We start from the raw sequence: 15,257 nt of genomic DNA on the forward strand, positions 1-15,257 counted from the left end.
TCGATGTCCTAATCATGCGCTTGCGCCGAAAGCTGGAGGCTGATGCGGCCAACCCTCGCCTGGTCAAAACATCCCGTGGCGCAGGCTACTTCTTCAACGCTGACGTAGATGTTAGCTACGGAGGCACGTTGGCCGCGTGACAGTGAGCTATGCTGGAGATTGGGGTGACGAGGCTGATCAAGCCTTCCAACAGTACCAGCCTGATCAATTACGGCGAGAGCTACCGGTCCGGAGATCGCATCAGCGCCTCTGTCGTCAAGAGAGCTGTTCTGCTTGACCCCAGCCATGGAGCTCAACGCCCCGCGTCGGAGCGCTCCCTGCTTCTGAAGGAAGCCACTAGGTCCGCTCGGGCTTGATCGGAGGCTTGGCTGATGGACGTCGTGGTTGCTTCGCTCAGTTGCCGCCCCATGGCGCGGCTTTGCGGATTATCAGTCCTCTGCCTCTTCGCCGGTCTCAACAGCGCTGTGGAATGTTCATTGTTTATGATGACGCCCCCGCTGTTCACGAGGTTGCTCCTGTCAAGTGTACTCGTCAGTCCGTCCTGGGCCTCGCGCTTCTTGCCCAAGTGCCGTTCAAACGGCGCTGGCGCGACTTGTTGAGCTCGAGAGATGGGTCCCTGCTCTCCTGCGTGGCCATGAGCTTGTGCCGCGGTCTGCGCAGCGGCGTCCCCAATGGCACGAGCCTCCATGCCGACTGCGTCTTCCGGACGAGCAGCAAGGGCAATTTCGCGCCCGAGTGCGAACTTCCGGACATGAGTTAGTGCACTGATTTCAGCGGTTTTCATATAGCGCTTGGCATCTTCATCCAGCGACCGCTCGTGAAGCCGATCCGCAATCCCCGGCTTTTTGTTTTCAACCAGGCATTGACTGAAACGTCTAAGAGCAGACCCATAGACCTCAACGGTACGGGGTTTCGGCCCGGTCGGCGCTGCCTCGTACGCTTTGATGAGAGCCGCTGTGTACTCTCTGATGAGCACGGCGTCGGCAGGGTGGGGATTCAGGGCCGGGCGGCCCACCACTGGCGCTCCGCCCGCCCACGTCTTGAGACGACCCAGTGACCCAGCCACGGCCGAGGGGCCGCCACCCCAGATCTCGTACTCCTTGCGATCCCGATCCAGCGACTCCTCGTGAAGCCGATCCGCAATCCCCGGCTTGTTATTTTCAACGAGCCAATGACCAAAGCCGAAAAGAATATCTACATGGCGCTTGACCGTGATCTCCCCGACCTTACCGGCATAGAGTGCTGACCTCAGCCCTTCGACAAGGGTCGCATCGTTGGAATAAAGAGGACCCTTGTCGGGACCGGAGACCACTTTTGGGCGATCTGGCTGCACCGCCGCCGGCACAGAACGAGCATGGTCACGCAACTCGGACGGTGCGGGGGGATTCAGATCAACCACTGACGAATCCGGCGCATGATGATGGCGCGCCGTTGAGTGACCCGGCTGCAGCACCGAGGCACCCAGCATCGACCCACTGCCTCCGGCGTACGGCGCCGCGGCGTGTTCTTGTCCGCTCCCTTGCATCATGGGCTGCGCTTCCCATGGCAATGCACCCACTTGATGGGTGGGGGCCTGCATCAGCACGCGAGCGCCTGAATTGCCGATCTCGCTCAGCTGCGGCTCAGTGGCAACGTCCTGCAGACGACTGTTCGGGGTCCTTTGCCTCTTCGCTGGTCTCAACTCCGCTGTATCATGCTCACGGTTGATGAGGACCTCCTCGCTTGGTAGCTGGTTGCTCCTGTCCTGTGCAGCGATCCGCTCGTCCGGCGCGCGCTGGTCGCCGTCGCGCCAGCTCAGGGGACGAAAGGACCCTGCGGGATCCGAGGCTTGGTGATGGGGCCCAGTTGGCACGAAAGACGATGCCAGAACAGCGTCGTCTTCATTAGCTTTCCCAGGGGGGAGATACTCTGGCCAACTGTATTCCTCCTGCGGCCCGCTGCGCTGCGCAGCGGCGTCCCCCTTGCTCTCAAGACTTTGAAATTTAAATGGGTCCCCGGGAGCAACGTCTGGCGCTGACTGGCCGAGCCGCTTGATCTGCTGGTGAAACGTCCCAACGGGGCTTTCCTTAACCGCGTCTCGGGCCTGTCGGTCCATGAGTTCAAAGTTCGTAAGATTATTTGCCGTTCCGAATGTATTGTCACCCCTGAGGCGGGTTTGTAGTGCCTGCCGATTGACGACGAGGTTGTTGAGGTTCAGGTTATCTGGCTGCGATTGCAATCGCCCAACCAGCGCCCGCGTGCCGTCCACCACGTAGACTCCGCAATCCACCACGTTGCTCTGCTGGGCGATGCGGGATACGCCCACGCGGGTCTCCAGGCTGGCGCCCAGATTTTCTGCGAGCTCTTTTGCAAGCGTGTCATTGCATCCGTTGTAGGAGTCATAATGATAGGCAACCGGCCGTTCCCGGTCGCTGCGATCAACGAACAGCAGCGACCAATGGGTGCCGCGCTCCGCAAGAGTCTTACCGCCATCGCTCACTGGCACGAACAGGAAGTCGGCTGTGTCGTTACCGTTCTGATGGACGATGCGCTGGAATGCGCTTAGCATGACGCTCTCGGAGCCCAAGCGCAGATGATAATTGGCTACGAGGGGATCCACGAACCGCGTCCGGGCGGCGAGATCTGGATTGTTCCCCTGCAACTCCTGCTCCAGGAGTTGGTAATCCCTCTGGATATGTTCGTCGCCTAGCCATTCCAATGCGCCGAGCACCCGCCCGTCTTTAGCTTTCCCAGGGGGCCTCTCTGGCCGACCCAATGCCTCCTGCGGCCCGCTGCGCTGCGCAGCGGCGTCCCCAATGGCACGAGCCTCCATGCCGACTGCGTCTTCCGGACGAGCAGCAAGGGCAATTTCGCGCCCGGGTGCGAACTTCCGGAGATGAGCTAGTGCACTGATCCTCCGGTTACCACCGGAGTTCACATAGCGCTTGGCATCTTCATCCAGCGACCCCTCGTGAAGCCGATCCGCAATCCCCGGCTTTTTGTTTTCATGCAGGTATTCACTGAAACGTATAAGAGTAGATCCATAGACCTGAATGGTACCGCGATTCGGCCCGGTCGCAGGCGCTTCTTTGTACTCTTTGATGAGAGCCGCTGTGTAATCTCTGATGAGCGCGGCGTCGGCAGGGTAGGGATTCCGGACAGGGCGGTCGACCACTGGCGCTCCGCCCGCCAACGTCTTGAGACGACCCAGTGCTCTAGCCACGATCGAGGGGCCACCCCTGCTCTCGTACTCCGAGGGGCCACCCCTGCTCTCGTACTCCTTGCGATCCTGATCCAGCGACGATTCGTCAAGCCGAGCAGCAAATCCCGGCCTGTTATTGTCAAAGAGCCAACGACCAAAGCCGAGAAGAGAATTTACATGGCGCTTGACCGTGCTCTCCTTGACCTTACCCGCGTAAGCTGACCTCAGCCCTTCGACAACGGTCGCATCGTTGGAATAGAGGGGACCCTTGTCGCGACCGGAGACCCCTATTGGAGGATCTGGCTGCACCGCCGCCGGCACAGAACGAGCATGGTCACGCAACTCGGACGGTGCGGGGGGATTCAGATCAACCACTGACGAATCCGGCGCATGATGATGGCGCGCCGTTGAGTGACCCGGCTGCAGCACCGAGGCACCCAGCATCGACCCACTGCCTCCGGCGTACGGCGCCGCGGCGTGTTCTTGTCCGCTCCCTTGCATCATGGGCTGCGCTTCCCATGGCAATGCACCCACTTGATGGGTGGGGGCCTGCATCAGCACGCGAGCGCCTGAATTGCCGATCTCGCTCAGCTGCGGCTCAGTGGCAACGTCCTGCAGACGACTGTTCGGGGTCCTTTGCCTCTTCGCTGGTCTCAACTCCGCTGTATCATGCTCACGGTTGATGAGGACCTCCTCGCTTGGTAGCTGGTTGCTCCTGTCCTGTGCTGCGATCCGCTCGTCCGGCGCGCGCTGGTCGCCGTCGCGCCAGATCAGGGGACGAAAGGACCCTGCGGGATCCGAGGCTTGGTGATGGGGCCCAGTTGGCACGAAAGGCAATGGCAGAACAGCGTCGTCTTCATTAGCTTTCCCAGGGAGCTCGCGCCCGAGTTCGGACTTCCGGAGATGAGCTAGTGCACTGATCCCACCGGAGTTGTTATAGCGCTTGGCATCTTCATCCAGCGACCCCTCGTGAAGCCGAGCCGCAATCCCCGGCTTTTTGTTTTCAACCAGGTATTCACTGAAACGTCTAGGAGCAGATCCATAGGTCTGAATGGTAGCGGGATTCGGCCCGGTCGGCGCTGCCTTGTACTCTTTGATGGGAGCCGCTGTGTAATCTCTGATGAGCGCGGCGTCGGCAGGGTCGGGATTATTCAGGACAGCGGCGCGGTCCAGCACTGGCGCTCCGCCCGCCCACGTCTTGAGATGACCCACTGCTCTAGCCACGTCCGAGGAGCCACTCTTGCTCTCGTACTCCTTGAGATCCGGATCCAGCGACTCCTCGTGAAGCCGAGCAGCAAATCCCGGCCTGTTATTATCAAAGAGCCAACGACCAAAGCCGAGAAGAGAATTTACATGGCGCTTGACCGTGCTCTCCAATGCTGACCTCAGCCCTTCGACAATGGTCGCATCGTTGGAATAGAGAGGACCCTTGTCGCGACCGGAGACCCCTATTGGAGGATCTGGCTGCACCGCCGGCGGCACAGAACGAGCAGGGTCACGCAACTCGGACGGTGCGGGGGGATTCAGATCAACCACTGACGAATCCGGCGCATCATGATGGCGCGCCGTTGAGTGACCCGGCTGCAGCACCGAGGCACCTAGCCTCGACCCACTGTCTCCGGCGTAGGGCGCCGCGGCGTGTTCTTGTCCGCTCCCTTGCACCATGAGTTGCGCCTCCCATGGCGATGTATCCACTTGAGGGCCGGGATCATGCACTGGTTCGTCCATTTGCTTTTGCAACCGAGCCCACCTTTCGGCCACCGCGGCCTCGCCAACCGCGGAGGGCGTCTCCTCAGCCCTGGCGAACGCTGGCCCGGCAGGCGCCGCCGGCACAGAACGAGCATGGTCACGCAACTCGAACGGTGCGGGGGGATTCAGATCAACCACTGACGAATCGCGCGCCGTTGAGTGACCCGGCTGCAGCACCGAGGCACCCAGCATCGACCCACTGCCTCCGGCGTAGGGCGCCGCGGCGTGTTCTTGTCCGCTCCCTTGCGTCATGAGTTGCGCCTCCCATGGCGATCGTAGAAGGTCCGCGTGCGGAATCGAGTCGAAATATCCCGACAAATCAGCGTCGACCTTCTGCTTTTGCAACCGAGCCCACCTTTCGGCCACCGCGGCCTCGCCAACCGCGGAGGACGTCTCCTCAGCCCTGGCGAACGCTGGCCCGGCAGGCGCCGGCGGCACAGAACGAGCAGGGTCACGCAACTCGGACGGTGAGGGGGGATTCAGATCAACCACTGACGAATCCGGCGCATGATGATGGCGCGCCGTTGAGTGATCCGGCTGCAGCACCGAGGCCCCCAGCATCGACCCACTGCCTCCGGCGTAGGGCGCCGCGGCGTGTTCTTGTCCGCTCCCTTGCACCATGAGTTGCGCCTCCCATGGCGATGTATCCACTTGAGGGCCGGGATCATGCACTGGTTCGTCCATTTGCTTTTGCAACCGAGCCCACCTTGCGGCCTCCGCGGCCTCGCCAACCGCGGAGGGCGTCTCCTCAGCCCTGGCGAACGCTGGCCCGGCAGGCGCCGCCGGCACAGAACGAGCATGGTCACGCAACTCGAACGGTGCGGGGGGATTCAGATCAACCACTGACGAATCGCGCGCCGTTGAGTGACCCGGCTGCAGCACCGAGGCACCCAGCATCGACCCACTGCCTCCGGTATGCGGTGCCAGGTGCTCGTCCCCCAGCATCATGGGCTGCGCCTCCCATGCCAATGCACCCACTTGATGGGTGGGGGCCTGCATCAGCACGCGAGCGCCTGAATTGCCGATCTCGCTCAGCTGCTTAGCTTTCCCAGGGGGCTTCTCTGGCCGACCCAATGCCTTCTGCGGCCCGCTGTGCTGCGCAGCGGCGTCCCCAATGGCACGAGCCTCCATGCCGACTGCGTCTTCCGGACGAGCAGCAAGGGCAATTTCGCGCCCGAGTGCGGCGTACGGCGGGAACTTCCGGAGATGAGCTAGTGCACTGATCCACCGGTTACCACTGGAGTCCAAATAACGCCTGGCATCTTCATCCAGCGACCCCTCGTAAAGCCGAGCCGCAATCCCGGGCCTGTTGTTTTCATGCAGGTATTGACTGAAACGTCTAAGAGTAGCCGCATAGTCCTGAGTGGTTTTGGGATTCGGCCCGGTCGCAGGCGCTCCCTTGTACTCTTTGATGAGAGCCGCTTTGTACTCTTTGATGAGCACGGCGTCGGCAGGGTCGGGATTCAGGGCAGCGCGGCCCACCATTGGCGCTCCGCCCGCCGACTCTTTGAGACGACCCAGTGCTCTAGCCACGTTCGAGGAGCCACTCTCGCGCTGGTACTCCTTGAGATCCTGATCCAGCAACGGATCGTCAAGCCGAGTAGCAAATCCCGGCTTGTTATTATCAAAGAGCCAACGACCAAAGCCGAGAAGAGAATTTACATGGTCCGTGACCGTGCGCTCCCCGACCTTACCGGCATAGAGTGCTGACCGCAGCCCTTCGACAACGGTCGCATCGTTGGAATAAAGAGGACGCTTGTCGCGACCGGAGACCACTACTGGAGGATCTGGCTGCACCGCCGCCGGCATAGAACGAGCATGGTCACGCAACTCGAACGGTGCGGGGGGATTCAGATCAACCACTGACGAATCCGGCGCATGATGATGGCGTGTTTCCCCGGGAACAACGTCCCGTACGAACACCGAGTCTGGGTTGCCTTGGTCCGGCGCGACTGGAGCCAGGGCTCTGTCGTGCAACGCTCGCGCTGACTGGCCGAGCCGCTTGATCCGCTGGTGAAACGTCCCAACGGGGCTTTCCTTAACCGCGTCTCGCGCCTGTCGGTCCATGAGTTCAAAGTTCGTGAGATAATTTGCCGTTCCAGATGTATCGTCACCCATGAGTCGGGTTTGTAGTGCCTGCCGATTGACGACGAGGTTGTTGAGGTTCAGGTCTGGCAGGTCTGGCTGCCATCTTTGCAATCGCCCAACCAGCGCCCGCGTGCCGTCCACCACGTAGACTCCGCAATCCCACTCGTTGCTCTGCTGGGCGATGCGGGGTAAGTCCACGCGGGTCTCCAGGCTGGCGCCCAGCCTTTCTGCGAGGTGTTTTGCAAGCTTGTCATGCCATCCGCTGACGGAGTCATAATGATAGGCAACCGGCCGTTCCCGGTCGCTGCGATCAACGAACAGCAGCGACCAATGTTTGCCGCGCTCCGCAAGAGTCTTACCGCCATCGCTCACTGGCACGAACAGGAAGTCGGCTGTGTCGTTACCGTTCTGATTATGGACGATGCGCTGGAATGCGCTTAGCTTGTCGCTCTCGGAGCCCAAGCGCAGATGATAATTGGCTACGAGGGGATCCACGAACCGCGTCCGGGCGGCGAGTTCTGGATTGTTCCCCTGCAACTCCTGCTCCAGGAGCTGGTAATCCCTGTGGATATGTTCGTCGCCTAGCAATTGCAATGCGCCGAGCACCCGCCCGCTGGGGTCGCCGAAAACACCAAAAAACCCTTCGACCGCGGGGGACATCCCCTCAGGAAAGAGCTCTGGCGAGGCGGAATTCCCCGCCCGCAAGCTGGGAGGAGCGAATTCCGGTGGCCTCAGTGGCACCTCCTCGCTTGGTAGCAGGTTGCTCCTGTCCTGTGCAGCGATCCGCTCGTCCGGCGCGCGCTGGTCGCCGTCGCGCCAGATCAGGGGACGAAAGGACTCTGCGGGATCCGAGGCTTGGTGATGGTGCCCAGTTGGTACGAAAGACGATGGCAGAACAGCGGCGTCTTCATTAGCTTCCCCAGGGAGCTTCTCTGGCCGACCCAATGCCTTCTGCGGCCCGCTGTGCTGCGCAGCGGCGTCCCCAATGGCACGAGCCTCCATGCCGAGTGCGTCTTCCGGACGAGCAGCAAGGGCAATTTCGCGCCCGAGTGCGGCGGACGGCAGGAACTTCCGGAGTTGAGCTAGTGCAATGATCCTCCGGTCACCACTGGAGGCCTTATAGCGCTTGGCATCTTCATCCAGCGACTCCTCGTGAAGCCGAGCCGCAATCCCCGGCTTGTTGTTTTCAACCAGGTATTCACTGAAACGTCTAAGAGTAGCTCCATAGTCGTGAATGGTTTGGCGATTCGGCCCGGTCGCAGGCGCTCCCTTGTACTCTTTGATGAGAGCCGCTTTGTACTCTTTGATGAGCACGGCGTCGGCAGGGTCGGGATTCAGGACAGCGCGGCCCACCATTGGCACTCCGCCCGCCGACTCTCTGAGACGACGCAGTGCCACAGCCACAGTCGAGGAGCCACCACTGCTCTCGTACTCCTTGAGATCTTCATCCAGCGACTCCTCGTGAAGCCGAGCAGCAAATCCCGGCTTGTTATTTTTAAAGAGCCAACGACCAAAGCCGTAAAGAGAATTTACATGGCGCTTGACCGTTTCCTCCTTGGCCTTACCCGCGTAGAGTGACCTCAGCCCTTCGACAACGGTCGCATCGTTGGAATAAAGAGGACGCTTGCAGCCGCGACCGTCGGAGACCACTACTGGAGGATCTGGCTGCACCGCCGCCGGCACGGGGGAACGAGCATGGTCACGCAACTCGAACGGTGCGGAAGGATTCAGATCACCCACTGACGAATCCGGCGCATGATGATGGCGCGCCGTTGAGTGACCCGGCTGCAGCACCGAGGCACCTAGCATCGACCCACTGCCTCCGGCGTACGGCGCCGCGGCGTGTTCTTGTCCGCTCCCTTGCATCATGGGCTGCGCTTCCCATGGGGCCGCGCCTTCGATGAGGCTCAGGTCTCCGTGAGACGGATGAGGATGGAACGGGTCTGGCAGAGCCGGAACGCCGGGGGCGGGAATTTGGGCAGCGGCTTGGCGCGCCTCGCCCGAGCGCTGCTCAAAGCCCTCTTGCCCGGCCTGTGCCGCTTGCTCTTGAGATGCCGGGGGCTGCACCTGCCGCCAACCTGTTACATTGGATAGGTCAAATTTGTGCCGGTTCACGTTAGCCTCACGTCCACAGATCAGCTGAGCAACCTACTCGGGCATACTTACGAGAAGCTGACGAGGTCCGCGGTCCCGGAGCGGGTAGGCCTAATTTTCTGCGCGCCGATTGCGCTGGCGCGACGTAGCCCGGCCTTTTGCCAGCTCGGCAGCTACGGCTCGCAAAGAGCGTCGTAAGGCTTGCGGAGCCGCCCCTCAGCTCCCGTCGAGGAGCAATCCACAATTCACATATTTGGAGATGGCTCGCTGGTTTACCGGTCTGCGAGCCCTGCAAGCCCATGCTTCAGATGCCGCCCGTGCAGAGGTATTTCATTTCGAGGTAGTCCTCGAGGCAATGGCGGGAACCCTCCCGCCCGATGCCGGACTGCTTCACTCGGCCGAAAGGCGCGGCTTCCGACGACATGCGTCCCGTGTTCATACCACTATGCCATATTCCAAGGCCTCGGCGACACGCCAAACACGCTTCCGTTTGAGGCACAAATGTGGGGGAAGGCCGTAGATCGTGTCGTTGGCCTCATGCACGACCTATCCGCATCGTCGAAGCAATCACAGGCGCCAGCCGCCCGAATGTCTCTTTCTTGCGCGATGGTCATCTCGCTGGAGACCGGACCGATAGTTTGACGTGCCATTCGCGCGATGCGTTTGCCCCCGCATCGATTCTGCGGCCTTTCGCGACGGCATGGGATTCGATTTTGGCCAGAGCCTGCCTGTCGATCAGCGCACCGATCGCCACTCCGGAGCAAAGCCCTCGCCAACGATAAGTGGCGGACTTTCTCCACGAACTCTCGACAAACACCTTCGTGAACGCCTGACTGGACGGGGGTAGCCATGCCGAACAGGTCGCATAACCACGCCATCGTTCGGCGACTGCAGCCGCGAAGCGTCTCGAACACATCGGCTCGATGCGGTTGCGTCCAGAATGCATCAGCGAGCGGCGGGAGTCTTCGCTATATTCGCCCCCGACATCCCGAAGTCCACCAGCTTGCCTGCCAAAAAGGGGTGTTGCATGAATAAACCCGCTTTCGTCGCCGTCAGCCGCGTGCCCAGGAAGGACGACAGTCTCCATAGCAAGAATGCGAGATGATCATCGTATTCAGCGGCAGCGTGCCGGCGAAATTGGGTGTTCGGCAAGCCAAATAGCGCGATGCAGAAGGATGGTGAGGATTTCGCGTCCGCCACTGCGATGCATAGAGCCACCCTTCGCAACCGACCAGCGCAACAAAGCTCGTTATGCGGCGCGTAGGTTCGTAGACGCTTATCCAGTATCGAGATAACAAGGCCGCTGCGCAGGAACGAACTCTGAGAGCGCACCCTGCGAGAGGTTGCGCTTGCTGACGCGGCTGTGGAAGAAGCAGGGGCTCGCGCCGAAGCGCATGATCACCGACTAGCTTCGCTCGTATGGAGCGGCAAAGCGACAGATGATGCCGGACGTCGAGCACCGGTCGCACAAGGGGTTGAACAACAGAGCGGAGAATTCCCATGTGCCGCCGCGAAAACGGGAGCGGATGATGCAGGGGTCCGATCGCCGGGAGGCCTGCAACGCTTCGTCTCGACCTTGTCAGCCCTCCGCAACCTCTTCGTCCCCCGCCCCAAACGTTCTGCTCTCGCTATACATGTTCATCGCTTGCAAGCCATCGCCGAATGGAAGGCCGTGACTGGAACGCCCGCAACAATGGATTGCTAACGGCGAACTCATGCTGGTCGGCAAGGCGATACTGGCTGGAGCATCAACTCGGCCGACGAGAGTGGCCACACCATCCTAGACAGGATCGGCCGATATGCCCGGCATCGCCGCTCTGCAAAAAGCACAGCGGGCATCCAGACGTTGCCGGGTTGACTATGGGTGTCCGAACCGCGAAAAGAGGCCGCTCTTTATGAGTGGCGTGCGCTGGCAGTCTAACCCCAAGCCCCCCGCCCGGGCTGCCGGCGCGCTTCTAGGAACATCGAGGTAGATGACGAGACTCCGAACTACATTTCCAAAGCTATCGGTGGATTCACATTTCAAGCCCAATCGATTTCCTACAGCCAGGCGCGAACGTTCGATTGGAACATTCAGAATTCACATCAAGGTGCACCGCTATTGCGTCCCGAACAGGTTCGGCTGCTCGATGACGACTACGAGATTGTTCTCATCAAAGGTCTGCCACCATTAAAATTGAGGAAGGTGCGATATTTTTCGGATCGCATTCTGAAACGCATCTTTGAAAGCCAGACAGGCGCCCTCCCGGAGCCGGCGCCCTTGACGGGAGCAGAGGAGGCGCTCTCCGCAGAATCTCAACTCGATGACCCGCTGTGTGAATTGGCGCAGGACTTTGACGATACAGTTTGATGTGAGGCTAGTATGAACCCGCGAAATAGTAATCCATCCCGTGTAACAGCTTTGTCGCAGGTGCAGGACGCCGGCTTGGAAGACGGGCAAGCGGTCCAGGCCCGGCGAGTGGGCTTTGAGCAGCACGTGTCCGAGGCGCTCCGGCCGCTGTTCGATGGTCGAGCTGACGAGCCGCCTACCGGTCCAGAGGAGCTTCTGCGACTGGAAAAGGGGTTTCGCGAGGTGCTTCAGCGAGGGCAGGATCATCAAGCCGCCTCGTCTTTTTTCAGCGATCCAAGAATGCCCGCTGGACGGGATGACCCCAAGGGAAGCGTGTCGGACGCTTTCGCAGCAGCCGGCTCTAGGCACGCCGTAGTTGAGGCCGCCGCCCCGCCAGTGTTAGCTGCCAGCCAACAGCAGATCCGGCCCTCGCCAGTTGCGTTTGACCGGCCGGTATCATCCTCGGCTGCTGCAGGCGTGCGCTTGTATGCCCCTTCGATGATCTCTCGGAAGACCAGTTCCGAAAACTGCGATCAGTTGCCCGCCTTGTGCTGCCGCCTCGCCGTCGAGGTCGAAACGCCCGCGAATCAATGGAAGGTCAGCGGGCCATGGGGGCAGAGTGCAACGGTGTCTACACCGCCTGTTTGAGGGGAGAGGTACACTTGGCTTTCCTGTTCCAGCAGCATCCGGCCGCACACCGACGCGATGGGGAGCTAGAATTCAACTCGGACCTTCGCAAGGCACGCACCGCGGCTCAAACGCCGTTCGTTTGGGAAAAATGGCTCAGTACCGACAAAGCTTCTGTAATGGCCCTCGTGGCCTCGGTTGCGCTCTTGGTCGCGATACAGTGGCAAGACCCCCAGATCAACGAGGCGGTCCTAAGCGAACTGCGGACGATTCAGATCAACTACGCATTGCTCCAGCGAGACGTCGCCCGCGCCGACATGGTATTGGACTTCCGTTCCGTTGCTTCTACCGGGCAAGCATTAAAAAGGAACCTTCAAAACTACCAACGCCTTGTTGAGATTTCGCCCAATGAGAGCTCCGGGGTGCACTCCAGGTTGGTTGCACAGCTCAAAAAGTCCCTCGAAAACACAGAAGCTGCCATCTCGAACTCGGCCGCGCAAAATGAGCTTCTGCAAAGCTCTCTCGTACGCTTTGCTCGCTCGGCTAATCGCCTTTGGGGGGGAGTGTCGAACAGGCCTGAATTTTCCAATCTGATCCTTCAATTTTCGGCCAGACCGGGATTCAGCCTCGCATTACAAATCGATCAGTCTCTCCGCCGACTTCCTCCTAGCCAGGACCAAGTCACGGAGGATGTTGCCCGCGAGGGCCGCGCTATCCTGTCCTCAATGTTGAGGTTGGACCGCGCTGTCAATCGGATCCCATCCTTCGACACGTTCGCCAAGGCTGCCGAATTGGAGCGAGAACATCTGAAAGCCTACAGCTTCGCCAGCGCGCAAGCGCAGCGTACACGGCTTTTCTTTGGCTTGGTGTCCATATGCCTCTGCTTGTTTGCGACCATTCGAGCCTCCACGCTGCATGTGCGGACGAACCGGTTGGAAAGGCGGTTAGAGCTTGAAGCGGCGATGAGTGAGATCGAAGCTTGTTTCATCGACAGTCAAGCAACGAAGGCTTCGCGGCGCTTCTCCACCGAAGCGGCGCTTAGACTCATTCAATGCGTTTTCGATGCGGATCAATGCGCGCTTGCTCTGGTGGATCCGAGTATCAGCAGGAATACCGAGTACTTTGTCGCGAACAAGCGCATGCGCGTCTGCAACGCCACGCTAATCCATGAAGTCGTCTCACTTGTACACCCGGAACAGCCAGTGTTTCGCGTCGTTCCGGCGTCGGAAGTGGTTCGGACTGCCGTAGGCACTACCGGTGTTTGTCAAATTGTTGGTTGCCGGGCCTCCGATCAGCAGGCTGCGGTTTGTATCCTTGTTTTTGAAGGAGATCGCTCACCACCCTCCACAGACGACCTCCTGGTTCTGGCGAGCGCTACTGTGCGTTTAGGCAACCATCTTGAAATGCAACGTGTACACACGGAACGTAACCTTTTTGAGAGTCGATGGGAGCATGCGGAAAGGCTGACGGCTGTCGGCACAATCGCAAGCGGCGTTACACATGAATTCAATAATGTTCTAGGAGCAATAGTCGGCTACGCAGAGATGGCTAAAGGTCTTGTGCGTCGCCCCTCGAGAATTCGGGGCCACATCGGCCAAATTATCTTGGCCAGCAACCGAGCCAAACTGATTATTGATCAAATTTTGTCACTAAGCCGAAATCGGAAGCGCGTGACGATGCCTTTCGACGTCTCGGAGAGTGTAATGGATCTCGCGCCATTGCTGCGGGTTACACTTCGTGCGGATGTTCAGTTGAACTTCAAGATCAACGAGTGGCAAACGGTGATCGAGGGCAGCCCGACCGAGATACAGCAGATCCTTATGAATCTATGCAAGAACGCGTCGGAGGCTCTCTTGAATGAGGGCCGTGTCGAGATTAGCGTTTCTCGCGCTCACGTCTGTCAAACGAAGCCCGTGGCTAAGGGCACCTTGAAACCGGGAGATTACGTTCTCCTCTCCATCAGCGACGATGGCCAAGGAATCGCAAGTTCGGTGCTTCCGCATATCTTTGAGCCCTTTTTTACCACGCGCTCTCGCGTCGGCGGGACCGGACTGGGTCTTGCTGCAGTGGACCGCCATGTGAGCGCGCTCGCAGGATGCCTTGACGTCACCTCGGCTGTTGGCCGAGGTACACGCTTCGATCTCTACTTACCGGCCTGCGCTGAGGAGCAGGTCAGAGCTGATAGCGCTTTCGGCCCATGCGATGGATCACTTGGCAACGGAGAAATCATTGCAGTCGTTGACCCCGATCCAGCAGCGTTGGAGATCTACAAGGATAAGATCGCCGCGCTGGGTTATAAGCCGGTCGGCTTCGCGACCTTCGAGAGTCTTTGCGACTGGATCGAGAGCGGGAAGGCAGCCGACCTCCTAATTTTCGATAAAGCGACTTTCCTCGGGCCAGGACAGCCCGAAGCTCTACGTACCACCCTGATGACGGTGCCCATCATCGTCGTTGGTGGAAGCGACCCCATGCCGATCACATCTGGTAATCAGACCTTCGTCCTTTGGCTAGCCAAACCGGTCTCGTCCAGGACGATGGAGCATGCAATTCGTAGGATGATAATGGCATGATGCCGCCGACGCGCTCAGGATACCGAGCTACCGAGGCAGTCGGAGGCGGAGCCGGCTGGGATCCAGCAAATACAAGAGCGTCGGACGATCTCTGCGCACCCGGCTCATGGCGAGTTCCCCTCGAACACCGTCGTCGGCTCCGCCCAAGGAAGGGCTCCCCGACCACGGCAAACCTGCCGCCGTGCTCGTGACCGTCAAGGACAAGTCGCCGCGCGATGGGGTCTGCGGGCCTCCATCCTTGACAAGTCACTGCGCGCTGGCGGCGACAGGCAACGGGTAATATAAGGTCGGGACGAGGAGATGGTCGCCAATCGGTCACGCAAGATGGTTGACGAAATGACTCGAGAGCAAAGCTTGACAATCATCGCCCCATTCACGCCAGACTTCTCCTGTGCGTTCATCATCGGCTACGGCTCCTCGCTGCCCCGACAAGGCTATCGCCGCCCGGCCGGGCAAGCGATATCCCAGGTTCCGACGTGTTCCTTTCATGCTAGATTGACCTAGGCCCCGGCAGGGCGGGAGCATGAGGCTGGGTTCTCGGTCGCGGATCTGTGAGGCAAGCACGGGGTAAGCGACGGCTCGACCCACCATTGGGAAGGCCGGCTTCGGCACGGAGGTG

General features: G+C 60.1%; 3 protein-coding genes and 3 pseudogenes. 4 read left to right on the plus strand and 2 right to left on the minus strand.

The genetic code is table 11. From position 1 onward, the window contains the following. On the plus strand, positions 1–140 hold a 140-nt coding region (locus NKG99_RS18970; RefSeq protein ID WP_352546282.1), incomplete at its 5' end, for a winged helix-turn-helix domain-containing protein. Positions 141–292: 152 nt separating this feature from the next. On the opposite strand, the gene NKG99_RS18975 is transcribed toward NKG99_RS18970, so the two are convergent. Both NKG99_RS18975 and NKG99_RS35970 read right to left on the minus strand, forming a co-directional pair. Next, entirely contained in the window at positions 293–9,133 is an 8,841-nt protein-coding gene (locus tag NKG99_RS18975) for a Ulp1 family isopeptidase (protein ID WP_352870214.1), read from the minus strand. A 283-nt stretch (positions 9,134–9,416) separates the two neighbouring features. Continuing rightward, a pseudogene (locus tag NKG99_RS35970) lies at positions 9,417–9,951 on the minus strand (aldehyde dehydrogenase family protein); the annotation flags it as partial. Between the two features lie 507 nt (positions 9,952–10,458). Here NKG99_RS35970 and NKG99_RS18985 point away from each other — a divergent pair. The 3 genes and pseudogenes from NKG99_RS18985 to NKG99_RS18995 form a co-directional block, all read left to right on the plus strand. Next, positions 10,459–10,817: pseudogene (locus tag NKG99_RS18985) on the plus strand (DDE-type integrase/transposase/recombinase); the annotation flags it as partial. A gap of 267 nt (positions 10,818–11,084) precedes the next feature. Beyond that, positions 11,085–11,462: pseudogene (locus NKG99_RS18990) on the plus strand (type IV secretory system conjugative DNA transfer family protein); the annotation flags it as partial. Between the two features lie 641 nt (positions 11,463–12,103). Next, positions 12,104–14,638: a two-component system VirA-like sensor kinase gene (locus tag NKG99_RS18995; RefSeq protein WP_352793951.1), complete on the plus strand. Its 2,535-nt coding sequence runs from the start codon at positions 12,104–12,106 to the stop codon at positions 14,636–14,638. The last annotated feature ends 619 nt before the right edge of the window (positions 14,639–15,257 follow it).

The organism is Mesorhizobium sp. M1409 (genome assembly GCF_040317535.1).
GTDB lineage: Bacteria > Pseudomonadota > Alphaproteobacteria > Rhizobiales > Rhizobiaceae > Mesorhizobium.